Consider the following 23,582-nt stretch of genomic DNA (forward strand, 5'->3'; position numbering starts at 1 on the left):
GATAGAGTTGAATTCCGTCCTGTCCACCATTGCAGCGATCATCGTCGTTCTGCTCATCGCGGCGCTGGTGGGGCCGACATTCATCGACTGGAACAGCTTCCGCAACGAGATCGAGGCGCAGGGCGGAAAGCTCACCGGGCGCGAACTCAGGATCGGAGGCGACATCAGCTTCGTCGTTCTGCCGGCGCCCCATCTCACGCTCAACGATGTTTCGCTCGCCAATCTCGGCGGCGCGGAGAATTCCGACTTCGCCCGCCTCGGACAGATCGACGCCGAGGTCGCGCTCGCGCCGCTTCTCAGCGGAAAGATCAGCGTCACCAGCGTGACCGTGTCGCGTCCGCAGATCCATTTCGAGGTTCTGGCCGATGGAACCAGAAACTGGCAGGGGCTCGTCTCCGGGCCGGTGCAGGAGGACGGTTTTTTCGGCCTCTCCTCGGTCAGCCTTGAAAAAGCGTCGTTCATCGACGGCACGATCACCTATTCCGACCATCGCAACGGGCGGAGCTGGCGGGTCGACCATCTGGAAGGCGCCGTGATCGCAACCTCGCTCATGGGGCCGATGCGGGCCGATCTCGCCTTCGATGTCGCCGATGCGCCTTTCGCGCTCCGGCTCGCCATCGGAAATTTCTCCGGCCACAGAGCATTCCCCATAACCGCCGAACTGCAGAGCCGCGCCGCCCCCGCCAAGGTGCTTTTTTCCGGTGTCTCGACCGGCTTTTCGTCGGCCTCGCGGATCGATGGTACGGGCAGCCTCGAGATCGGGACGACGAAGACGGATGGCGGGCAGAAGGCGCATGCGCCGTTCAGGGTCGAGGCCGGTGTCGTCGCGAGCGGAGATGGCGCGAATTTCCGCAATCTCGTCGTCGCCATGGCGGGGACGACGCTCAAGGGCGAGGGCAAGGCCGACTGGTCGGGCCGGCCGAAGGCGTCGCTCAGCCTTGCGGGCGAGGCGCTGACACTCGATCCGGTGGTCGATCGCCTCGAGGAATTCGCCGCCGATGGCAAGGTGCCGCTCGGGGCGCTGGCGGGCCTTCCGGTGCCGCAATGGTTCGACGCCGATGCGGATGTGCGCGTGGCGGGCCTCCTCGTCCATGACGTGCTCGTCAAGGAGGCGGTGCTCGATCTCTCGTTGCGCGGCGGCAAGCTCACCATCGGCCGCGCTGCGGGCGATATCGGCGGCGGCACGCAGTTCGAGCTGAGCGGCGCGCTGCAGCAGGATGATGGCGAGGGGCAGTTCGAAGGCAAGGTCGGCGTGACGAGCCGAAATCTCGCATCGCTCTCGGCCTGGCTTTCCTCGCTCCATGTCGAGCCCGGCGACAGGAAGGCCGATGGCGCCGCGCCCGCCTCGCAAGCGCCGCAAGTGCCGCAGGTGCTGGCGAAGGAGCCGGGCCGGCCTTTCTCGATCGCGTCCGATGTGAGGCTCACGCCCGACCGTCTCGACTTCCGCAATCTCAGGGCGGCCTATGCAGCGCGCCCGGAGCCCGCCGCGCTCAAGGGCGATCTTTCCTTCGCCGGGGTCAATGGTCGCAGGCAGGTCAGCGGCACGCTCGCGGCAGGGAAGTTCGATCTCGATCCGCTTATCGCGCTCTGGCCGCAGGATGGGCCGAAACTGCCGGACCTTCTCGATGGCAGCGACGCCGATCTGACGGTGACGGCCGACAGGCTCACCATCGCCGGTGAAACGGTGGCGGGGCTCGATGCCTCCGCCGCGATGACGGCAAGCGGGCTCGAAGTGCGCCGCTTCAATGCCGCCGATCTCGCCGGGGCGAAGATCGCATTTGCCGGAACCGTGCAGGGCATGACGGCGGCGAGGCTCGCCGCGCTGCAGGGCAATTTCCACGGCACGATCGACGCGGAGAAGGCCGACGGGCTTCTCAGGCTCGCGGGCATCGCGGCGCCCGGCATCGAGGGGCCGGTTCAGCTTGCCTTCGACGGCACGGCCGGCGAGGCGGTGGATAGCCAGGCCAAGCTCGACACTATCGTCGTCAAAGGCGCGATCGGCTCGAGCCGCGTCGACGCGGTGCTGAAGCGCGGGCGCACCGCCGACGGCAATGTCGACCGCGCGGACCTCATCGCCAACGCCATGAATGGCGACGGGCGGGCGCTCCTGCGGCTTCTGGGATTGAAGCCCGGCGACGGGCTGACGGGTGCGGGCACCATGTCGCTGCAGCTGAGCGGCGCGGCGGACAAGCCATACGACACCGCGCTGCGCGTCAATGTGGGCGAAGGAACGCTCGTCGCGAAGGGCGCGCTCACCGATCCGCTGGGGACGCCGAGCTTTGCTGGCCATGTCGATATTTCGGCCTCGGCCATGACGTCGGTTCTCGCCGCGGCGGGGGCGTCTCCCGCGGTCTCGTCCTTCGCGGTCGCGCAGGCGGGGGGGCCGAGCTTCGTCCTCTCGACCGATGTGCAGGCGGATGGCGCGGCGCTCGCGCTCACCAATCTCGAAACCGTGGCCGGAAATTTTCACCTCTCAGGCGATGCGACTTATGGCGCGGGCGGCGAGGACAAGCTGCCGCAACTGAGCGCGAAGCTCGAAGCGAATGCGATCGACCTCACGCCCGTCTTGGCTTCGGCCGGAGAGGCGGACCGCACGACATGGCCGGCCGCGCCGCTCGACTGGTCCGTCCTCGGAACATTCGATGGTGATGTGGCGCTGAAGGCCGGCACGCTGAAACTCGGCACGCTTCGCCTCGACAAGAGCGACATGCGCCTCTCGCTCGCCAAGGGCGTGCTTTCGGCGACGCCCTTCAAGGCGAGATTTGCCGATGGCAACGCCACCATCGGCGCGCGCTTCGAGGGCGGCGCCTCGGGCGAGCCCGGCATCGGGCTCAATATCGTCGTCGAGGGAGCGGATATGGCGCTTGTCGGGCCGCAAGTCTTCGGCGCGTCCTTCGGCACGGGCAGGATGGACATCAATGCCGAACTCGAAGGGCAGGGGCGGAGCTGGCTCGCGCTCATCTCGTCCGTGTCCGGCGCGGGTTCGTTTCGCACGCGCAGCGCCGGGCTGACGCCCATGAACCTGCCTGCCTTCAGCGACGGGCTGAAGAAGCTCCGCTCGCTCGACGAGTTTGCCGCATTGCAGGAAAGCGCTTTCGGTAAGGGCAATACGCCGGTCAGCGGCCTCGAGGGCGACTTCACGATGAAGGATGCGGTCGTGAGCTTCCGCAAGGAAGGGCTCGAACTCAAGGGCGGCACGGCGAAACTCGCCGCCATGTTCGATCTGGCGCGGCTCGCCGCGGACAGCGAGCTGGAGGTGACGCTCGCCGATCCCGAAGGCGCGCCCGCCTTCACGATCACAGCCGCTGGCAAGACCGGCGCCATCGAGCGGCGCATCGACACGGCGGCGCTCCAGAATTTTGTCTCGACACGGCTCCTCAAGGAGACGGCCGAGAAGGCGGGCCTCAAGTTCATCCCGAAGGAGTTGAAGAAGCTCATCGGCCTTGGCGCGGATGAGGCTGCCAACAAGGCCCCGGCAGCGGCAGGCGTTCCGTTGCCCATGGCGCGGCCGGAACCCAAGGCGTCGCTGAACTAGAGCATCTCCCACATTTGGTGGAAGCGCTGGGGCGCCATGCGTTCACGTCGCGCAGGAGGCGGCCTTAGTCTTGAAATGCGCGAGAATATAGACGCGGACGGCGCCTGAAAGATTGCCATCGCTGTCGCGCGCTTCGTCGATGCGGCGCACAAGCTCGTTCACCGATACGTCCTGCGAGCAGGCGATTTCCTTCAGCGCGTCCCAGAAGGGGCGTTCGAGCGAGATCGAGGTGCGATGGCCGGCAATGGTGACGGAGCGCTTGATCTCTGCGGGCATGCGCCGATCCTTCGGATGCCATCCCGGCGCTGAGGCCGGGATGGCATGATTTGGTCAGGTCACTCCGGCGCGATCATCTTTTCGGGCCGGACGATGGCGTCGAATTCCTCGTTCGTGACATAGCCGCCGCCGACGGCTTCATCACGAAGCGTGGTGCCGTTCTTGTGCGCGGTCTTGGCGATCTTCGCGGCGTTGTCATAGCCGATCTTTGGCGCGAGCGCGGTCACGAGCATCAGCGAACGATCGAGCGCCGCCTTGATATTGTCCTCGCGGGCGACGATGCCGACGACGCAATTGTCGGTGAAGCTCACCGCCGCATCCGCCATCAGGCGCACGGACTGGAGGAAGTTGTAGGCCATGACGGGGTTGAAGACGTTGAGCTCGAAATGGCCCTGGCTGCCCGCGAAGGTGAGCGTCGCGTGATTGCCGAAGATCTGCGCGCAAACCTGCGTCATCGCCTCGCACTGGGTGGGGTTCACCTTGCCCGGCATGATCGACGAGCCGGGCTCGTTTTCCGGCAGCGCAAGCTCGCCAAGGCCCGAGCGCGGGCCCGAGCCGAGGAAGCGGATGTCATTGGCGATCTTGAAGAGCGAAGCGGCGACCGTGTTGATCGCGCCATGGCTGAAGACCATCGCGTCATGTGCGGCAAGCGCCTCGAACTTGTTGGGCGCCGTGGTGAAGGGCAGGCCGGTGATGGCGGCGATGCGCTCGGCGACCTTCTCGGCGAAGCCGACGGGCGCGTTGAGACCGGTGCCGACGGCGGTGCCACCCTGCGCGAGCTGCATCAGCATCGGCAGCGTCTGCTCGATGCGCGCGATGCCGTTCTCGATCTGCTGGGTGTAGCCCGAAAATTCCTGGCCGAGCGTGAGCGGCGTTGCGTCCTGCGTGTGCGTGCGGCCGATCTTGATGATCGACTTCCACGCCTGCGCCTTGTCGTTCAGCGCGTTGCGCAGCTTCTGGAGCGCGGGGATGAGGCGGTGAACGATCTCTTCCGAACAGGCGACATGCATGGCCGTCGGATAGGTGTCGTTCGACGATTGCGACATGTTGACGTGATCGTTCGGATGAACGGGCTTTTTCGAGCCCATCTCGCCGCCGAGCATTTCGATGGCGCGGTTCGAGATGACCTCGTTCGCGTTCATGTTGGACTGCGTGCCCGAACCCGTCTGCCAGACGACGAGCGGGAAGTGGTCGTCGAGCTTTCCTTCGATCACTTCCTGCGCGGCCTTGACGATCGCCTCGCCGATCTTGGGATCGAGCCTGCCGAGCGCCATGTTGGTTTCGGCGGCCGCGCGCTTGACGATACCGAGGGCGCGGATGACGGGAAGCGGCTGTTTTTCCCAGCCGATCCTGAAATTGCCGCGGCTGCGCTCCGCCTGCGCACCCCAATACCTGTCGGCCGCAACTTCGATGGGGCCGAATGTATCGGTTTCCGTCCGGGTCTTCGTCATTTCGCGCTCTCCCTCTACAGGCCATTCGAATTTGGCGCTGATTTAGCACGCGCGGGAGGCGGGGCCAAGGAGCGCCCGCGCGGCGGGCGGGGGCCCGGCGCGGTCTCCGGCCAGGCGGAGGCGGCTATTTCTTGCGGAAGGCGTCGAGGCTGACGACGGCGGAATCGCCCGGCAATGAAGGCTGCTCGCCCTTCTCGGGCGCGGGCTTCGGCGCTTCCGCAGGGGCGGGCGCGCCTTCGGGCTTTGCCACTTCGAACTGAAGGCCGAACTGGACGCTCGGGTCGAAGAAGGCCTGCACGGCCGAATAGGGCACGACGAGCGTTTCGGGGATCTTGTTGAAGGTGAGATCGACGGAGAAGCCGTCCTCGCGCACTTCGAGATTCCAGAACTGGTGCTGGAGGACGATGGTGATCTCTTCGGGATATTGCTTGCGGAGCTTTTCCGAGATTTCCACGCCCGGCGCATCCGTGCGGAAGGAAATGTAGAAATGGTGCTCGCCGGGCAGACCCTTCTTCTGCGCAACTTCGAGGGCGCGGCGAATGACGCCTCGCAGCGCTTCCTGCGCCATCAGGTCGTACCGCATCAGATCTTCGGCCAAGCTCGTCTCCCAACGCAACTGGCCCGACTCGGGCAGCCGGGCGCATTGTCATGATTCAATCAGCGTTTGCCCGCTAGGTCCAGATGGCCAGCGGAAACGCGCAGGCGGCATTCCTGATGCAAAGGGGCGCCGCGCGCAAGTCCGCGATGCGCTTTCAGCCTTCGCCGAAAAGGCCCGGACTCATTTCCGCTGTCCTGTTCTTCGTGGCGCGGTAATGCGCGCGCCAGGCGAGCACTTCCGGCGCGAGGCGGCGGCGCGAGGGATGGAACCCGGGCGCCAGATAGGCGAACACGCCGAACATGACGCGCCGCCAGACGCCCGGCGAAATCCAGAGGTGGCGGAAGGCGCGCATCCAGGAACGAAGGTTCCAGAACTCGCCGCTCATCGCCATGAGCCACGCCTGAAGGAGCGGAATGGCGATCATGAAATCGACGGTCGCGACGCCCATGGCGAGCACGCGGCGGAGATAGCCGGAAAGGCCGGGAGCGACCGTGCGATAGACATCGAAAGCGACGGCCTTGTGCTCTTCTTCCTCCATGGCATGCCAGCGCCAGAGATCGCGATAGAGCGGGTGCGCCCCGGCCATGACGCGCGGGTCGCCGAGGATCGATTCGGCAAAGAGCGCGGTGTAGTGCTCATAGGCGCAGGTGACGGCAAGCTGCGTCTTCGGCGGAATCCAGCGCTGCGACACTCGCATCGCCCGGCGCATGAGGCGCTCGAAGCGCTCGACCGGAATGCCTCGCGCGCCAAGGAGATGATTATAGGCGGAATGCTCGCGGGAGTGGGTCGCCTCCTGCGCGGTGAAGGCGCGCACGTCGCGCCTCAGCGCCGGATCTTCGATGCGGTCGGCGAAGCGGCGCACGCTTTCGATGAAGAAGCGTTCGCCCTCCGGAAAGGTGAGGGAAAGCGCGTCATAGAAATGGCCGATGGCGGGATCGCCCGAATGCCAGTTGACGGGCAGGCGCGCGTCGAAATCGAAATGGATGTTCCGCGGCTCTATGGAGGGGCGCTCATCAGCCCCCGGATCGGCACTCGGCATGACAGGGAAGCTCCCGTCGGCGAAGGAAGTGGGGGTTTCTGTTGCCAGGTACCCCCGAACCCCGCCTTACCCTGCTAGGAGCAAGGGCTTGATTTGAAGTGCTGGCACTGCATTACGCAGCGAGAGCAGCCTCAGCATAGTTGTCGTTGGCAACTATAAGACGGCCCGATAACGGCGGAACCATGCCGGGCAAAAGCACTGTCTTTACACCCTCGTCGATCCTGTTTCGCCCCCAATGGACCCTGCCGCGACAGGGGAAACTGGTGGAGGCGCCGGGTACCGCCCCCGGGTCCGAATGGCTTATTACACAGCCCGTTTATCGCCATAGTCGGCCGAAGCCGACGGGGTGAATATAGGGAGTGGCGCCGCCGAAATAAAGGCATGGGGTCGCAGGCCGGCAGGAAATAGCGGTTGTTCTTGATAATCATTCTCACCACCAATAGAGTGCCGCGCCAAGAACGCTGCCGGGGCACGATTCCCCCGAAAATGAGGACGAGATGACGATCAGACGCCGCCTTCGCCTATTCGCGCTTGCAGCCGCCGCCGCCAGCCTCATTGCGGGTGCCGCCCATGCGAGCGAGATCAATATCTACACCACGCGGGAAGCGGGGCTCATCGAGCCGCTGCTCAAGGCCTATACGCAGAAGACCGGCGTCAAGGTGAAGACGGTCTTCATGAAGGAGGGGCTTGCCGAGCGCGTCGCGGCCGAGGGGCGCAACTCGCCCGCCGATCTTCTGATGGCCGTCGATGTCGGAAGCCTCATCGAACTCGCCGACAAGGGCGTGACCCAGCCGGTGAAATCGGCAACGCTCGAGGCCGCGATCCCGGCCAATCTGCGCGACGCCGGCGGCAACTGGTTCGCGCTTTCCTCGCGTGCCCGCGTGCTCTATGCGTCGAAATCGCTCACCTCGCTTACTTCAATCACCTACGAGGAACTTGCCGATCCGAAATGGAAAGGCAGGATCTGCATGCGCTCGGGCCAGCATCCCTATAATACGGCGCTGATCGCCGCCCATATCGCGCATCACGGCGTGGCCGCGACCGAAACCTGGCTCAAGGGCGTGAAGGCCAATCTCGCGCGCAAGCCCGGCGGCGGCGACCGCGACATCGCCCGCGACATTCTCGGCGGCATCTGCGACATCGGCATCGGCAATTCCTACTATGTGGGGCTGATGCGCAGCGGCAAGGGCAAGCCGGAGCAGAAGGCTTGGGGCGACGGGATCAATGTCGTGCTGCCGACCTTCGAAAAGGGCGGCACGCATGTGAACGTGTCGGGCGCCGCGCTCGCCAAACATGCGCCGCACAAGGAGGAGGCGATCGCGCTTCTCGAATTCCTCGTCTCGGATGAGGGCCAGGCTCTTTATGCGGAAGCCAATTTCGAGTATCCCGTGAAGCAGGGCGTCAGGATCGCGCCGCTGATCGAGGCGCTCGGGCCCCTCAAGGTCGATCCGGTTGCGCTGACCGAAATTTCCGCGCATCGCAAGCAGGCAAGCGAGCTCGTCGACAAAGTGGAGTTCGATAGCTGATACAGGGAAGCCTTGCGTGCGCGACGATGGCGGCCCGGCGGGTTCGCCGCAGCCGGGCGGAATTCGGCTGGCTGGCCGTTTCGGCCAGCGTCGCCCTTCTGATCCTGCTGCCGCTCGTCACGCTGGCGCTGATCGCGGCGCAGGGCTCGGGCGATCTGTGGCCACATCTCGTCGCGAATGTCATTCCCGGCGCGGCGACGCGAACGATCGTTCTGATGGCCGGTGTCGGGGCGATGGTGCTCACGATCGGCGTCGGCGCGGCATGGCTCGTGACGGCCTATGATTTCGCCGGCAGGCGCGTGCTCGAATGGGCGCTGCTGCTGCCGCTTGCCGTTCCCACCTATGTGGTGGCCTTCGCCTATCTCGACATTCTCCATCCGATCGGGCCGGTGCAGAGCACACTGCGCGAGATTTTCGGCATTGCCGATCCGCGCGCCTTGCGGCTTCCCGACATCCGCTCGATGGGGGGCTGCATCCTGCTGCTGGGACTCGTGCTCTATCCTTACGTCTATCTTTCGACCCGCGCGATGTTCCTTCTGCAACCCGCCAATATGATCGAGGCGGCGCAGACGCTCGGCGCGAGCCGCGCGGCGGTCTTCTTCCGCGTCGTGTTGCCCTTCGCGCGGCCGGGCATCGCCGTTGGCGCGAGCCTCGCGCTTCTCGAAACGCTGAACGATATTGGCGCGGCCGAATTTCTCGGCGTGCGCACATTCACGGTTTCGATCTACTCGACATGGATCAACCGCTCGAGCCTACCCGGCGCGGCGCAGATCGCGCTCATCATGCTCGCCATCGTCGTGGCGCTGATGCTGATCGAGCGATGGGGCAGGCGGCATGGAGACGAGGCGGTGTCCTCCGAAAGCGTCGAGCCCATGCCCGTGCGGCGGCCGGGGCAGATTGCCGGCGCGGCGATGCTTTTCGCAGGCAGCCTGCCGGTCATTTTCGGCTTTCTCGTTCCATCGAGCTATCTCGTCTGGGAAACGCTCGTCCGCCTGCGGGCGGACGGTCTTTCGCCTTCCATCGTGACGGAGACGGCGAATACGGCCTTCGTCGCCTCCATCGCGACGGTTGTGACGCTCGCGGCGGGCTTCGCGGTCGCCTATGCGGCGCGGGTGACGCCCGGCGCCGCCGCCGCGCTCACCAGGCGCATGGCGGGGCTCGGCTATGCGGTGCCCGGCACGGTGATGGCGCTCGCGCTTCTCACGCCGCTTGCCAATTTCGACAATGCGGTCGACGGGCTCGCGCGCGACGTCTTCGGCATATCGACCGGGCTCCTCCTTTCAGGCTCCGGCGCGGCGCTCATCTATGCCTATGCGGCGCGCTTTCTCGTCATGCCGGTGAACGGGTTCGAGGCGGGGCTTGCGAAGATCTCCCTCGCCGTCGACGAGACGGCGCGCACGCTCGGCGCGAGCCGCATGGCGTTGATGCGGCTCATTCACCTGCCGCTGCTGCGTCCGGCGCTCGCCACCGCCGCGCTCATGGTCTTCGTCGATTGCATGAAGGAGCTTCCGGCGACGCTGCTTCTGCGGCCGCTCGATTTCGAGACACTCTCGACGCATCTCTATGCGGAGGCGGCACGCGGTACCTATGAGGACGGGGCGATCGCCGCGCTCCTGATCGTGCTGGCGGGCCTTCTGCCGGTGGTGCTGCTGTCGCGGCTGGCGCGGCCCACGGCACAGACGGGCGACTGAAATCCGCCATTTCCGGCGGATACGACTTATCCACAGACCATGCGCGGGGCGCTTTCCACTACCGGGGGCAGGCGCGAGGTTCTAGACTGTCGGGACACTCGAATCGAGCGGCAGCGATGAAACAGTATCTCGATCTGATGCGCCATGTGCGCGACCACGGCACACGGAAAACCGACCGCACGGGAACGGGGACGCTCAGCGTCTTCGGCTGGCAGTCGCGCTACGATCTCGCCGAGGGCTTTCCGCTCGTCACGACGAAGAAGCTGCATCTGAAGTCGATCATTCACGAACTTCTGTGGTTTCTCGCAGGCGACACCAACATCGCCTATCTCAAGGCGAACGGCGTCGGCATCTGGGACGAATGGGCGGACGAGAAGGGCGATCTCGGCCCGGTCTATGGCTATCAGTGGCGCTCATGGCCGACGCCTTCCGGCGAGAAAATCGACCAGATCAAGAATGTCGTCGAGCAGATCTGCCGGAATCCGGATTCGCGTCGCCTCATCGTCTCGGCCTGGAACGTCGCCGATGTCGATCAGATGGCGCTGCCGCCCTGCCACTGTCTCTTCCAGTTCTATGTCGCGGACGGAAAGCTCTCCTGCCAGCTCTATCAGCGCTCGGCGGATATTTTCCTCGGCGTGCCTTTCAACATCGCCTCCTATGCGCTGCTCACCATGATGGTGGCGCAGGTGACGGGGCTCGAGGCAGGCGAGTTCATCCACACTTTCGGTGACGCGCATCTCTATCTCAATCATCTGGAGCAGGCGAACCTGCAGCTCTCGCGCGAGCCGAGGCCGCTGCCGCGCATGCACATCAATCCTGATGTGAAGTCGATCTTCGATTTCACCTATGACGACTTCCGGCTCGAGGGCTACGACGCCCATCCGCACATCGCCGCCCCGGTCGCGGTGTGAGGCGGCAGCGTCTCGTGACCGTGCTGCTGACGCTCGTCATGCTCGCGCTCGCCGTCGGCGGGATGATCGCCATCAATCTCAACACGCGGCCGCTCGATCCCGAGCCTCTGCGCGTGCAGCATCTCAGGTAACGCCCGCCCCATGACGGACAAGGTTCATATCGCGCTCGTCGTCGCCATTGCGGAAAATGGCGCCATCGGCCGTGACAATGGCATGCCGTGGCGGCTCTCGAGCGACATGGCATGGTTCAAGCGCGTAACCATGGGAAAGCCCGTCATCATGGGCCGCAAGACATGGGAGTCGCTGCCGAGAAAGCCATTGCCAGGGCGGCCCAACCTCGTCGTCACGCGGGACGGGGCCTTCGAGGCGGCGGGCGCGGAAGTCTTTTCGTCGCTCGATGCGGCGCTCGCCCATGCGCAGGCGCTGGCGCGGAAAGCTGGCGCCGGCGAGACGATGGTGATCGGCGGCGCGCAGATCTACGAGCAGGCGCTGGCGCGGGCGACGCGCATCTATCTCACCGAAGTTCATGCGAAGCCCGAGGCTGATACATATTTCACGTTCGACCGGGCGGCATGGCGCGAGGTTTCGCGCGAGCGGCATGGCGCGGGCGAGAAGGACAGCGCCGATTATTCCTTTGTCGTGCTGGAGCGGAAATGACCACCCCCGAGATGAACCTTTCGGCGAGCTTTCATTACATCACCTTTCCCTCGCTGCATGAGACGCCGTTCATCATTGCCGCGCGACTCAGAATTCCCTCGCATATCGAAGGGAAAATGCCTGCCGTCATTCTGCTGCACGGATCGGCCGGGCCTTCAGCGCGCGAGGGCGGCTATGCCGACGCGCTCAACGCGGCGGGCTTCGTGACACTCGAACCCGATCTCTGGGCGGCGCGCGGCCTTGTCGGCGGGGCAGGGGGACGGCCGAAATCCGTTCACGAGACGCTGCCGGACCTTTATGGCGCGCGGGCCTTTCTCGCCGCCCATCCGCAGGTCGATGCGGCGCGCATCGGGGTTGCCGGTTTCTCCTTCGGCGGCGTGACGGCGATGTTGGCGGCGACGCGCCGGCATAATGACGTCTTCCTGCCGGACGGCGCCTTTCGGGCGATCATGCCGGTCTATCCCTCCGCCTGGATCTTCAACTGCGTGCCGGGCTTCGAGTTCGGCAATCTCGTCGATACGCCCTTGCTGCTCGTCACCGGCGCGCTCGACCAATATGACAATGATCCGGAAATTTCGGCGAAGCTCGTCGCCGCGCTCGATGAAAGCGACCGCGCGAAAATCCGCATCGAGGTCATGGCGGAGGCGCATCACGGCTTCGACATGCCGGGCGTCGATGTCGAGGTGAGCGATCCCTTCGGCAATCAGGGCAAGGGCGGGCGCGTGATCATGCGCTACAATCCGGCCGCAACAGAGAAGGCGTACCGCAACGCCGTCGCTTTCTTCACCGCGGCGATGGCGGACGACAAGGCTTGAGGCGCTGGCGCAGCGCCGCCAGGATATGTGAATTCAAACTCGAAAGAAGGATATGGCGATGGACGTTCGCGCGGCAGTGGCATTCGAGGCGGGAAAGCCGCTCGAGATCGAGACGGTGCAACTCGAGGGGCCGCGGGCGGGCGAGGTGCTGATCGAGGTCAAGGCGACCGGCATCTGCCACACCGATGCGTTCACGCTTTCGGGCGAAGACCCCGAGGGGCTCTTTCCCGCCATTCTCGGCCATGAGGGCGCGGGCGTCGTGGTGGAGGTGGGCCCCGGCGTCACTTCAGTGGCAGTCGGCGACCATGTGATCCCGCTCTATACGCCCGAGTGCCGCCAGTGCAAGAGCTGCACGAGCCACAAGACGAACCTCTGCACCTCGATCCGCGCAACGCAGGGCAAGGGCCTGATGCCCGATGGCAGCAGCCGCTTCTCATGGAAGGGCAAGCCCGTGCTGCACTATATGGGCTGCTCCACCTTCGCGAACTACACGGTGCTCCCCGAGATCGCGGTGGCGAAGATCCGCAAGGACGCGCCCTTCGACAAGGTCTGCTATATCGGCTGCGGCGTGACGACGGGGATCGGCGCGGTCATCTTCACCGCGAAGGTCGAGGCGGGCGCAAATGTCGTCGTCTTCGGCCTCGGCGGCATCGGGCTCAACGTCATCCAGGGCGCGAAGATGGTGGGCGCCGACATGATCGTCGGCGTCGACATCAATCCCGCGCGCGAGGCGCTCGCCCGCCAGTTCGGCATGACGCATTTCGTTAATCCGAAGGAGGTTAAGGGCGATCTCGTCGGCCATATCGTCGAGCTGACGGGCGGCGGCGCGGATTACAGTTTCGAGTGCATCGGCAATGTGACGACGATGCGGCAGGCGCTCGAATGCTGCCATCGCGGCTGGGGCGTCTCGACCATCATCGGCGTCGCGGGCGCGGGGCAGGAGATTTCGACGCGCCCCTTCCAGCTCGTCACCGGCCGTGTGTGGAAGGGCTCGGCCTTTGGCGGCGCGCGCGGACGCACGGATGTGCCGAAGATCGTCGACTGGTACATGGACCGCAAGATCAACATCGACGATCTCATCACCCATACGCTGCCGCTCGAAGACATCAACAAGGGTTTCGACCTCATGCATGAGGGCAAGTCCATCCGCTCGGTGGTCGTCTATTGAGGGAAGCCGCTTGAGCGCATCGCAGATCAGCCTCGTCGCACCATGTGCCGCGCTTCTCGGCGGGTATGCGGCGGCGCTGCGCGCGGGCTGGTCGCCCAATACGATGCGCGATGTGAGCGCGGAGGAGCTGGAGGCGGTCGAGGCCGATCCGGAAGGCTTTCTCCGCGATCTCACCGACCCTGAGGGGATGGTGACGCTTGCCGATGGCAGCAGGATGCCGCGCCTGCCATTCCGCATTTTCTGGATCGACGACGGCGAGTTCTGCGGAGCGATCGGTCTGCGCTTCCAGCACGGCACGGAAGCGCTGCCGCCGCATGTGCCGGGGCATATCGGCTATTCAATCGTGCCCTGGAAGCGCAGGCTGGGCTATGCGACGCGGGCGCTCCGACTCATTCTTCCGCTGGCGCGCGCCGAGGGCTTGCGGCGCGTGCTGGTGACGTGCGACGCGGATAACGAGGCATCGAGAAAGGTCATCGCCGCCAATGGCGGCGTGCTGGACGGCTTCACCCCGCATGATGCCGAAACGGGCAAGGCCAAGCTCAGCTACTGGATCAAGACATGATGGCGGGCGATGCCGACATTGCGATCATCGGCGCGGGCGCGGCGGGACTCGCGGCGGCGAAGCGCGCGCGGGAATTGGGGCTCGCCTTCGTGCTCATCGAGGCGAAGTCCCGCATTGGCGGCCGCACGCATACGGATACGGCCTCGCTCGGCGTGGCCTGGGATCGCGGCGCGCATTGGCTTCATTCCGCATCCGTCAATCCGCTGACGCGCATCGCGGATGAACTCGGCCATCCCTATCTCATGCGGCAGAGTTTTCGCACGCGCCATCTCCATCTCGGCATGAGATGGGCCGACGGGCGGGAATGCGACGACTATGCCTGCGCGATCGACGCGGCATTCGGCGCCGCCGATGCCCTGGGCGCGGAGGGGCGCGACGTTCCCGTGGCGGCGGCGCTCGACCGGGGTTCGCGCTGGTACAGGCTCATCGAGCATGTCGATGAAGCGATCAGCGGATTGCCGCCGGAGGAAATTTCGACGCTCGATCTCTGGCATTATGAGGACACGGGCGAGAACTGGCCGCTGGTGAGAGGCTATGGCGCGCTGATCGAAGCCTATGGCGCGGACATCCCCGTGAGCCTCGAGACGGTCGCGACCTCCATCGACTGGAGCGGGCAGGGCGTCGCGATCGAAACGCCGAAGGGCACGATACGGGCGCGGAGCGCCATCGTCACTGTTTCGACCAATGTTCTCGCGCACGGCCTCATCCGCTTCAGGCCGGGCCTTCCGGCGAGGCTTCAGGGCGCGCTCGAGAATGTGCGGACGGGCGCCGCGAACAAGGTGGCGTTCAAATTCTCGCGCGATGTCTTCGGCCTTCCCGATACGAGCCACGCCTCTTTCATGGACGAGCGCGCGCCCTCGCGCCATGCGCTCAGCTTTCAGATCCGCCCCTTCGGCGCGGAACTCGCCATCGCCTATCTCGGCGGACGCTTCGCCGCCGAGATGGAGGCGGCAGGCGAGGCGGCGATGATCGAGACGGCGCGCGACGCGCTCGTCACCATGTTCGGCGCGTCGATCCTCGCGCATCTCGAAAAGGTCGTGGCGACGGCATGGAGCAGCGATCCGCATACACTCGGCGCCTATTCCTGCGCGCTGCCGGGCCATGGGGACGACCGGCGCATCCTTGCCGAGCCCGTTGGAGGGCGCGTCTTTCTCGCCGGCGAGGCGGTACATCCGCGCTGGTTCTCAACCGTTCAGGGTGCGTTCCTTTCCGGAATAGAGGCGGTCGAGCGCGCGGCGGCCGTGATCGGCCATTGCTCTCCAGGCGGCGCATTGACAGAATGACGGCATTCAAAAAATCAGATCGAAACGGATCAGGGAGGATTTGATGTCGAACGCGAAACTCATTGCCAGCGGATTGCTGTTCCCGGAAGGGCCGATCGCCATGCCCGACGGGAGCATCATTCTCGTCGAGATCAAGCGCGGCACGCTCACGCGCGTCACCGCGGCCGGCAAGGTCGAGGTCATTGCCGAGCTGGGCGGCGGCCCGAACGGCGCGGCCATCGGGCCGGATGGCGCATGCTATGTCTGCAACGATGGCGGCTTCGAGTTCCATGAAGTCGATGGCGCGCTCGTTCCGGGCGATGCGCCTGCGGACTATTCGGGCGGGCGCATCGAGCGCGTCGATCTCAAGACGGGCAAGCATGAAGTGCTCTACCGCGAATGCAACGGCATTCCGCTCAACGGCCCGAACGATATCGTCTTCGACAAGCATGGCGGCTTCTGGTTCACCGATCTCGGCAAGGGTCGCGGGCGCACGCAGGATCGCGGCGGGCTCTACTACGCCAAGATCGACGGCTCGATGATCAAGGAAGTGGTCTTCCCCATAGTCTCGCCGAACGGCGTCGGCCTCTCGCCCGACGAAAAGACCGTCTATGTCGCCGATACCATTCCCGGCCGTCTCTGGGCGTTCGACATTGTGGCGCCGGGCGAGATCGCCAAGCAGGCGGGGCCGCTTCCCGGCCGCTATGTCGGCTCCGGTCCGCAGCTCTGCTTCTTCGACAGTCTCGCCGTCGACTCGCAGGGCAATATATGCGTCGCGACGATCTTCAATGGCGGCATCACGACCTTCTCGCCCGACGGCTCGAAGATCACCCATACGCCGACGGACGATTTCCTCACCACCAATATCTGCTTCGGCGGCAAGGACCTGAAGACGGCCTATATCACGCTCTCCTCGAGCGGGCGGCTCATCTCGATGGACTGGCCGGTGAGCGGACTGCCGCTCAATTTCCTCAACAAGTAATCGCGCGATACAAGTCCGCAGCCGGAAATTCCGGCTGCGGAACGGCGCTTCCGCCGTTGCGAATCGCATGCAATGATGCCGCCGCCAGCGGGGGAAACCCGCATTACGAAATGGGGAGGCTGGAATGCGTATTTCTTTCACGACAGTCGTTGCGTTGGTTGCGTTCGCAGGTGCGGCTTATGCCGCCGATCCGCTCGAGAGCTACTATGGCAACACGGTCGTGCTCTCGAACCCGAATTCGGGCGAGATGCACGCCTTCGTCAACCAGGACGGCACCTACCAGACCAAGCTCGCGGATGGCTCGACGGTCAGCGGCACCTGGGCGATCAACGGCGATCAGGCCTGCTACACGCAGACGAACCCGGCGCCGGCAGCGGATGCCAAGCCCTTCTGCGCCAAGGCCGAAGCGCATAATGTCGGTGATAGCTGGCAGGTCGCCGGCGCCGACGGAACGCAGACCACCATCACGATCAAGGCCGGCCGCTGAGCCGGAATTCACCGGAACACCCGTCTTGCCGGGGCTGTTCCGGTCTCGAAACGGGCCTTGCGGGCGCATGTGAGCATGTCACCATGCCATGCCCCGCGGGCACAGGGTCATCAATCAGGGAGAAGAAAATGCGCCTGATGTTCAGTGTCCTTGTTGCGTTTTTTGCGTTGACCGGATTTTCGCTCGCTGCGGACGATCCGTTCGCCAACTATTACGACAACACCGTCGTCGTCTCGAACGCGCAGGGCGAGCGCGCCGTCCACATCAACAAGGATGGCACCTATTCCCAGACGCTCGCCGACGGCAAGTCGGTCGGCGGCAAGTGGAAGATCGACGGCAGCCAGGGTTGCTTCACGGCGGACAATGCGGCGCCGGACGCCAAGCCCTATTGCGTCGCGGCCGAAGCCCACAATGTGGGCGATGCGTGGGAACTGACCGCGCCGGACGGTAGCAAGGAGCAGGCGACGCTGAAGGCGGGCCGCTGACAACTGCCGCCAAAGGCTCGAAATGCGAATGGCCGGTTCTTGCGAGCCGGCCATTTTCGTTTTCACCCATGCGCGCGTGTCTCGTCTCAATCCTCGATGACGATCTTCGGCGCCCTGTGCTCGGTCGATGAGAGGGCGCGGTCCAGATGCGCGCCGACGCGGCGGGCGATCTCGATGAAGGGGCGCGCCTCCTCGCTGTCGGGCGCGGTGGCGACGACCGGCGTTCCGGCGTCCGAGGTTTCGCGCACTGTCATGTGGAGCGGCACCTCGCCGAGGAAGTCGCAGCCCAGCGTTTCGGCCATGCGCCGCGCGCCGCCCTGGCCGAAGATATAGGATTTCTCGCCCGAACCGGGGCTGACGAAATAGGCCATGTTCTCCACGATGCCGAAGACGGGGACATGCGTCTTCTCGAACATCGCATAGCCCTTGCGCGCGTCGATGAGCGCGATGTCCTGCGGCGTGGAGACGACGACGGCGCCGGTCAGCGGCACGCGCTGGGCCATGGTGAGCTGCGCATCGCCCGTGCCGGGCGGCATGTCGACGATGAGCACGTCAAGCTCGCCCCATTCGACATCCATGAGCATCTGCGTCAGCGCGGACTGGACCATGGGCCCGCGCCAGATCATCGGCGTATCCTCATCGACGAGGAAGCCGATCGACATGGTCTTGATGCCGTAATTGCTCATGGGAATGAGCTTCTTCGTTTCGGCATTGGCCTCGGGCTTGCCCTTTATGCCGAGCATGCGGGGGATGGAGGGGCCGTATATGTCGGCATCGAGCAGGCCGACGCGGCGGCCGAGTTTCGCAAGGCCCAGGGCGAGATTGACGGCGACGGTCGATTTGCCGACGCCGCCCTTGCCGCTGGCGACCGCGACGATCGCGGCGACGCCGGGCACGCGGATCGGGCCGGAATGGGCGGATGTGCGCCGCTGCCCGTGCCCGTGTCCATGATCGTGGCCATGCGCGGCCTGCGGCGCGGGGCGCGGGGCCTGCTGCGGCTGATCGCGATGGGCGGTGACGACGGCCGTGACGCTCAGAACGCCGGGCAGCTTGCGCACCGCCTCCTCGCATTCGCGGCGGACCGGCTCCATCGAGGGGCCGCGCTCGGGCGAAACCTCCAGGCTGAAGCCGATATGGCCATCGCGCACGATCAGTCCGCGAAGAAGGCCGGCGGCGACGACATTCCGGCCGCTCTCGGGGTCGATGACGCCAGAAAGCGCCTTGACGATGTCATTCTGGGTTACGCTGCTCATCGGTTTCACTCGGGGGTATCGGTCAGCGGGAGATTCTCTCTGCGGCGTTTTGTCTGCGCGCGCGTGGCGGAGCGGACCGGCGCCGCGCCACCTGCATCATAAGCGTGATAAAGATGCGTTGCGTGCGATTTTGCCTGCGGCGCACTGTCCCGCCAATGCGTTGCACCGGGAAGGTGAGTGTCATATAAACCCGGGTACGTCCAAATCCAACACCGGATCATCCTCTTCATTTCAAAGGATTTTTGATGCCCTGGAGCAATCAGAACGGCGGCGGCGGCTGGCAGGGCGGCGGCGGCAACAGGGGCCCTTGGGGGCAGGGGCCATCGCGTGGCGGCAATCAGCCGCCGGATCTCGACGAACTCATCAAGCGCGGGCAGGAGAAGCTCCGTGAGATTCTGCCGGGCGGAACAGGCGGCACGAGCGGGCCTTTCATCGTTTTCGGGCTCTTCATCGTCGCGCTTCTCGTCTGGAGTTCGTTTTTCCGGGTGGATACCGACCAGCAAGGCATCGTGACGCGCTTCGGCGAATTCGTGCGCCTGGCGCCGCCCGGCCTCCACATGAAGCTGCCTTACCCGATCGAGAGCGTGGCGTTCCCGACGGTGACGCGCGTCAACCGCACCGATATCGGCACGCGCGAGGGCGGCGGCGGGGGCGACGAAGGGCTGATGCTGACGGGCGACGAGAATATCGTCGACATCAATTTCGCCGTTTTCTGGCGCATCAAGGACGCGCCGAACTATCTCTTCAAGGTCGAGGACCCGGACCGCGCGGTGAAGGCGATCGCCGAGAGCGCCATGCGCGAGGTCGTGGGCCAGTCGAAGATCCAGGTGCTGCTGACGACCGGCCGGACCGAGGTGCAGGCAAAGGTGCGCGATCTGATGCAGCAGGCGCTCGACGATTACGGCGCCGGCATCTCCATCACCGAGGTAAAGCTTCAGAAGGTCGATCCGCCCGCGGCCGTCATCGACGCATTCCGCGACGTGCAGGCGGCCCGTGCCGACCAGGAACGCCTCCAATATGAGGCGAACACCTACGCCAATACCGTCGTACCCAAGGCGCGCGGTAACGCGGCGCAGATCACGCAGGCCGCGGAAGCCTATCGCGAGCAGATCGTTGCCGAGGCGCAGGGTGAAGCGAAGCGCTTCATCTCGATCTACAACGAGTACAAGAAGGCGAAGGATGTGACGCGCCGTCGAATCTATATCGAAACGATGGAAGGCGTGCTTGGCGACGTGAACAAGGTGATCATCTCTCCCAACGAGAAGAATGTGTTGCCTTATCTGCCGCTTTCGGGCTTGCGACCGCAGGCGCGGTCCGGCTCGCCCGCCGGGGATACGACATCGTCCGCCGCTTCACCGATCGGCTCGGAGGCACGCCCATGAACAAGTCCGTAGGTATCGGCGTGGGCGCAGCGGTCCTCGTCGCCATCATTGTCCTTTATTCGTCGCTCTTCACCGTCAGCATGACGCAGCAGGCGATCGTGCTGCAGTTCGGCGATCCGCGCGGCGGCGTCATCACCAAGCCGGGGCTGCACTGGAAGCTGCCGTTCATCCAGAACGTCGTCTACATCGACAAGCGGCTTCTCAATCTGGAATCGCCGACGGAAGAAATCATCGCTTCCGACCAGAAGCGTCTCGTTGTCGACGCCTTCGCGCGCTACCGCATCGTCGATGCGCTGAAGTTCTATCAGGCGGTTCGCGATCCCCGGCTGACCGAGACGCGGCTTCAGCCGAGCTTCGGCTCCGCGCTGCGCAACACGCTCGGCGACAACACGCTTGAGGCGCTGGTGCGCGACAATCGCGCCGGGCTGATGCGGAAGATCCAGGTGGCCTTCAGCCATGCGACGACCGATCTCGGCATCGAGATCGTCGACGTGCGCATCCGCCGCGCCGACCTGCCGGAGGCCAACAGCCAGGCGATCTTCCGCCGCATGCAGACGGAGCGCGAGCGGGAAGCGGCCGAAATCCGCGCGCAAGGCCAGGAAGAGGCCCAGCGCATCCGCAGCCGCGCCGACCGCGACGTGACCGTGATCCTCGCCGATGCGGAACGCGACGGCCAGATCGCGCGCGGTCAGGGCGACGCCGAGCGCAACAAGATCTTCGCCGAGGCATTCGGCCAGGATCCGGAGTTCTTCTCCTTCTATCGCTCCATGCAGGCCTACAAGAAGGGCCTCAAGGGCGACAGCACGACCATGGTGGTCGCGCCGGATTCGGAGTTCTTCAGCTATTTCGGCAGCGAAACGGGCAGCACGGGCGCGAAGCGCTGAGGGAGCGGCAAGTGACGGAGCTGCTCTCGGCGCTCGGGCTGGTGCTTGCGATCGAAGGCGCGCTCTATGCGGCCTTTCCCGGGGCCATGCGGCGCGCGCTCGCATCTCTCGGAACCCAGCCCGATCAGGCGCTCAGGGCAGGCGGACTGCTTGCACTGGCAAGCGGTGTTGTGCTCGTCTGGCTGGTGCGGGGGTAGAGTCCGGGAACGGGCTCTGGTGACGGCGATCGGGAGCGTTTCATGAGCCGAGTTCGGTGGCTATGCGATGGATGGGGCCGTCGGGCGGCGCTTGCATTCGCGGTTCTTCTCGTCCTGTCGGCAGCGGGGACGGCGCGGATCGAGGCGGCCGCGCGCATGGTGCCGCAGAGCCTTGCCGAACTTGCCCAGAAGCTTTCGCCAGCCGTCGTCAACATCTCGACGAGCCAGACGCTGCCGGGCGGCGCGGGCCCGGACGATGAGGGCATTCCGGACGAGGGCGCGCCCTTCGAGGGGCAGCCGGGGATACCGGCCTTGCCCGGCCGGCCCGAAAAGGTCCAGTCGCTCGGCTCGGGCTTCGTCATCGACCCGGCGGGCATCATCGTCACCAACAATCACGTCATCGAGGGCGCCGACCGGATCGACGTCACTTTCTCCGACGGCACGACCCTGCCGGCGAAGGTCAAGGGCCGGGACGAGAAGACGGATATCGCCGTACTCAAGGTCGAGACGAAGCGGCCTCTGGCCTATGTGGCGTTCGGAGATTCGAGGAAGCTGCGCGTCGGTGACTGGGTGGTGGCGATCGGCAACCCGTTCGGCCTTGGCGGTTCCGTGACGACGGGCATCGTGTCGGCGCTCAATCGTGACATTCATGCCGGCAATTACGACGACTTCATCCAGACCGATGCCGCCATCAATCGCGGCAATTCGGGCGGACCCCTCTTCTCGCTGAGCGGCGAAGTGATCGGCATGAACACGGCCATCATCTCGCCTTCGGGCGAATCCGTCGGCATCGGCTTTGCGACGCCATCGAGCACGATCGCGCCGATCGTCGATCAGATACTTCGCTATGGCCAGATCCGGCGCGGCTGGATCGGCGTCCGCATCCAGTCCGTCTCACCGGAGATCGCCGCGACGCTCGGGCTTGCCGACCCTCACGGGGCGCTCGTCGCGGGCGTGACGCCCGGCGGACCGGCCGCCACGGCGGGGATCGAGACGGGTGATCTCGTCACATCGTTCGATGGGCAGGACATCCGCGAAATGCGCGACCTGCCGCGCATCGTTGCCGAAACCGAGATCGGCAAGCAGGCGACCATCGTGGTCATGCGGGCGGGCAAGGAAATGCGCCTGAAGATCAAGGTCGCCAAGCTCGTCGAGGCGGACGAGGCGGCCGTGGCGCAGAAGATCGCGCCGCCGCCCGCCCAAGAGAAGGTCCAGATCCTGGGCCTCGATCTCCTCGCGGCGACACCGGACGTTCGCGCGCGCTTCAAGCTCGAGACGGGGACGGGCGGCGCGGTGGTGGCAGGCGTCAAGCCCGCGAGCGCCGCCGCAGGAAAGGGCGTCAAGCCGGGCGACGTCATCGTCGAGGCCGGACAAACCCAGGTGAAGGGTCCGCAGGATGTGGTGGCGGCCGTCAATGACGCGAAGAAGGCCGGGCGCAAATCCGTCCTGCTGCGGCTACTGAGCGGGGGCAGTTCGCGCTTCGCGGCCGTGCCGGTCGATTAGGACCGTCTCGGCCGGCCTTCAGCCCGTGATGTCCTGCTGCCGGTAGCCCTGCAGATAGAGCAGCGCCGTGAGGTCGCCATGGTCGATGCGGGCGTCCGCGACTTCGGCGACGACGGGTTTCGCGTGGAAGGCGACGCCGAGCCCGGCTTCCTCGATCATGCCGAGATCGTTCGCGCCGTCCCCGACCGCCATCGTGTCATGGGGCGCGAGCTTCAGTTCCTCGCGGAGTTTTACCAGGGCCTCGATCTTCGCGCTGCGCCCGAGGATCGGCTCCGCCACCTCGCCGGTGAGCCTGCCGTCGGCGAAGAGAAGCGTGTTCGCCTGATTGACGTTGAAGCCGACGGCATTGCCGACACGCTCGGTGAAGAAGGTGAAGCCGCCCGAGACGAGCGCGCAGGTCGCGCCGTTCGCGCGCATCGTGCCGACAAGGGCGCGCCCGCCCGGCGTTTCGACGATGCGCTCACGATAGACCTTCTCCAGCGAGGCAAGCTCGAGGCCCTTGAGGAGAGCGACGCGCTCCTTGAGCGCCGGCTCGAAGGCGATCTCGCCGCGCATGGCGCGCTCGGTGATGGCGGCGATGCGCTCCTTGATGCCGAGTTCGGCGGCAAGTTCGTCGATGCATTCCTGCTGGATGATGGTCGAATCCATATCGGCGACGAGAAGCTTCTTGCGCCGCTTGCCCGAGGTCTGGACCGAGAGGTCGACGCGGGCGCCTTCGAAATGCTTGCGCAGCCCCGCTTCGATCGCCTTGCCGTCCTCCGCCTCGAAGGCGATGTCGCAGGCGAGCCCAGGCGCAAGCCAGTCCGGCGCGGCGGGCGAGGGGAGCAGGCCGGAAGCGGCGGCGGCAAGTTCGTCGCCGAGCGAGGTTGCGCTGTTGCCGATGAGGGTGAGGGTGTATTTCATGCCGAAACGGGTCCA

Annotated in this window: 22 protein-coding genes and 1 other RNA gene; 16 read left to right on the top strand and 7 right to left on the bottom strand. The window is 65.4% G+C overall.

Features of this window, described 5'->3' with window-relative positions:
* Nucleotides 1-7 precede the first annotated feature (7 nt).
* The gene (locus WBG82_RS10635) at nucleotides 8-3,535 is read left to right on the top strand and encodes an AsmA family protein (protein ID WP_424424504.1); all 3,528 of its coding nucleotides are present in this window, start codon (nucleotides 8-10) and stop codon (nucleotides 3,533-3,535) included.
* 42 nt (nucleotides 3,536-3,577) lie between these two features.
* Here WBG82_RS10635 and WBG82_RS10640 read toward each other — a convergent pair whose 3' ends face one another.
* The 5 genes from WBG82_RS10640 to ssrA all read right to left on the bottom strand — a co-directional run bounded on the left by WBG82_RS10640 (nucleotide 3,578) and on the right by ssrA (nucleotide 7,281).
* A complete protein-coding gene (locus WBG82_RS10640) occupies nucleotides 3,578-3,811 on the bottom strand; it encodes a ribbon-helix-helix domain-containing protein (RefSeq protein ID WP_424424505.1) in 234 nt (77 codons plus the stop codon).
* A 59-nt stretch (nucleotides 3,812-3,870) separates the two neighbouring features.
* Nucleotides 3,871-5,262 carry a class II fumarate hydratase gene (gene fumC / locus WBG82_RS10645; protein ID WP_424424506.1) on the bottom strand — a complete coding sequence of 464 codons (1,392 nt, stop codon included), beginning with the start codon at nucleotides 5,260-5,262 and terminating at the stop codon, nucleotides 3,871-3,873.
* Nucleotides 5,263-5,386: 124 nt separating this feature from the next.
* Nucleotides 5,387-5,860, bottom strand: a complete 474-nt coding sequence (locus WBG82_RS10650) for an SspB family protein (protein ID WP_424424507.1) — start codon at nucleotides 5,858-5,860, stop codon at nucleotides 5,387-5,389.
* Between the two features lie 154 nt (nucleotides 5,861-6,014).
* Nucleotides 6,015-6,899, bottom strand: coding sequence for a metal-dependent hydrolase (locus WBG82_RS10655; protein WP_424424508.1), 885 nt, complete (start codon nucleotides 6,897-6,899; stop codon nucleotides 6,015-6,017).
* A gap of 27 nt (nucleotides 6,900-6,926) precedes the next feature.
* Nucleotides 6,927-7,281: a transfer-messenger RNA gene (gene ssrA / locus WBG82_RS10660) on the bottom strand.
* Nucleotides 7,282-7,396: 115 nt separating this feature from the next.
* On the opposite strand from ssrA, the gene WBG82_RS10665 reads away from it, so the two are divergent.
* From WBG82_RS10665 to WBG82_RS10715, 11 genes are all read left to right on the top strand, one after another.
* A complete protein-coding gene (locus tag WBG82_RS10665; RefSeq protein ID WP_424424509.1) occupies nucleotides 7,397-8,425 on the top strand; it encodes a Fe(3+) ABC transporter substrate-binding protein in 1,029 nt (342 codons plus the stop codon).
* Nucleotides 8,426-8,451: 26 nt separating this feature from the next.
* On the top strand, nucleotides 8,452-10,116 hold the full coding sequence (locus WBG82_RS10670; RefSeq protein ID WP_424424510.1) for an ABC transporter permease: 1,665 nt from the start codon (nucleotides 8,452-8,454) through the stop codon (nucleotides 10,114-10,116).
* Nucleotides 10,117-10,232: 116 nt separating this feature from the next.
* Entirely contained in the window at nucleotides 10,233-11,027 is a 795-nt protein-coding gene (locus WBG82_RS10675; protein WP_424424511.1) for a thymidylate synthase, read from the top strand.
* A 141-nt stretch (nucleotides 11,028-11,168) separates the two neighbouring features.
* Nucleotides 11,169-11,684, top strand: coding sequence for a dihydrofolate reductase (locus tag WBG82_RS10680; protein WP_424424512.1), 516 nt, complete (start codon nucleotides 11,169-11,171; stop codon nucleotides 11,682-11,684).
* Nucleotides 11,681-12,499 carry a dienelactone hydrolase family protein gene (locus WBG82_RS10685; protein WP_424424513.1) on the top strand — a complete coding sequence of 273 codons (819 nt, stop codon included), beginning with the start codon at nucleotides 11,681-11,683 and terminating at the stop codon, nucleotides 12,497-12,499. Before WBG82_RS10680 ends, WBG82_RS10685 begins: the two co-directional genes overlap by 4 nt.
* A gap of 58 nt (nucleotides 12,500-12,557) precedes the next feature.
* Nucleotides 12,558-13,667, top strand: a complete 1,110-nt coding sequence (locus WBG82_RS10690; protein WP_424424522.1) for an S-(hydroxymethyl)glutathione dehydrogenase/class III alcohol dehydrogenase — start codon at nucleotides 12,558-12,560, stop codon at nucleotides 13,665-13,667.
* A 10-nt stretch (nucleotides 13,668-13,677) separates the two neighbouring features.
* Nucleotides 13,678-14,229, top strand: a complete 552-nt coding sequence (locus WBG82_RS10695; RefSeq protein WP_424424514.1) for a GNAT family N-acetyltransferase — start codon at nucleotides 13,678-13,680, stop codon at nucleotides 14,227-14,229.
* A complete protein-coding gene (locus WBG82_RS10700; protein WP_424424515.1) occupies nucleotides 14,226-15,512 on the top strand; it encodes a flavin monoamine oxidase family protein in 1,287 nt (428 codons plus the stop codon). The genes WBG82_RS10695 and WBG82_RS10700 overlap by 4 nt, the downstream gene beginning before the upstream one ends.
* A 43-nt stretch (nucleotides 15,513-15,555) precedes the next feature.
* Nucleotides 15,556-16,473 carry an SMP-30/gluconolactonase/LRE family protein gene (locus WBG82_RS10705; RefSeq protein ID WP_424424516.1) on the top strand — a complete coding sequence of 306 codons (918 nt, stop codon included), beginning with the start codon at nucleotides 15,556-15,558 and terminating at the stop codon, nucleotides 16,471-16,473.
* 124 nt (nucleotides 16,474-16,597) lie between these two features.
* On the top strand, nucleotides 16,598-16,960 hold the full coding sequence (locus WBG82_RS10710; protein WP_324297826.1) for a hypothetical protein: 363 nt from the start codon (nucleotides 16,598-16,600) through the stop codon (nucleotides 16,958-16,960).
* A gap of 137 nt (nucleotides 16,961-17,097) precedes the next feature.
* Nucleotides 17,098-17,445: a hypothetical protein gene (locus WBG82_RS10715; RefSeq protein ID WP_424424517.1), complete on the top strand. Its 348-nt coding sequence runs from the start codon at nucleotides 17,098-17,100 to the stop codon at nucleotides 17,443-17,445.
* An 86-nt stretch (nucleotides 17,446-17,531) separates the two neighbouring features.
* Here the strand turns inward: WBG82_RS10715 and WBG82_RS10720 are convergent, their stop codons facing one another.
* Complete coding sequence (locus WBG82_RS10720; RefSeq protein WP_424424518.1) at nucleotides 17,532-18,698, bottom strand: Mrp/NBP35 family ATP-binding protein; 1,167 nt, start codon at nucleotides 18,696-18,698, stop codon at nucleotides 17,532-17,534.
* Nucleotides 18,699-18,943: 245 nt separating this feature from the next.
* On the opposite strand from WBG82_RS10720, the gene hflK reads away from it, so the two are divergent.
* Genes hflK through WBG82_RS10740 form a run of 4 tightly spaced genes read left to right on the top strand, consistent with a single transcriptional unit; the run spans nucleotide 18,944 to nucleotide 22,664 of the window.
* On the top strand, nucleotides 18,944-20,080 hold the full coding sequence (hflK, locus tag WBG82_RS10725) for an FtsH protease activity modulator HflK (protein ID WP_424424519.1): 1,137 nt from the start codon (nucleotides 18,944-18,946) through the stop codon (nucleotides 20,078-20,080).
* A complete protein-coding gene (gene hflC / locus WBG82_RS10730) occupies nucleotides 20,077-20,964 on the top strand; it encodes a protease modulator HflC (RefSeq protein WP_424424520.1) in 888 nt (295 codons plus the stop codon). The genes hflK and hflC overlap by 4 nt, the downstream gene beginning before the upstream one ends.
* 11 nt (nucleotides 20,965-20,975) lie before the next feature.
* Nucleotides 20,976-21,161: a DUF2065 domain-containing protein gene (locus WBG82_RS10735; protein ID WP_324297817.1), complete on the top strand. Its 186-nt coding sequence runs from the start codon at nucleotides 20,976-20,978 to the stop codon at nucleotides 21,159-21,161.
* Nucleotides 21,162-21,203: 42 nt separating this feature from the next.
* Entirely contained in the window at nucleotides 21,204-22,664 is a 1,461-nt protein-coding gene (locus WBG82_RS10740; RefSeq protein WP_424424521.1) for a Do family serine endopeptidase, read from the top strand.
* An 18-nt stretch (nucleotides 22,665-22,682) separates the two neighbouring features.
* On the opposite strand, the gene serB is transcribed toward WBG82_RS10740, so the two are convergent.
* Nucleotides 22,683-23,567, bottom strand: a complete 885-nt coding sequence (gene serB, locus WBG82_RS10745; protein WP_424424523.1) for a phosphoserine phosphatase SerB — start codon at nucleotides 23,565-23,567, stop codon at nucleotides 22,683-22,685.
* Between the last annotated feature and the right edge of the window lie 15 nt (nucleotides 23,568-23,582).

The organism is Parvibaculum sp. (genome assembly GCF_049671045.1).
GTDB lineage: Bacteria > Pseudomonadota > Alphaproteobacteria > Parvibaculales > Parvibaculaceae > Parvibaculum.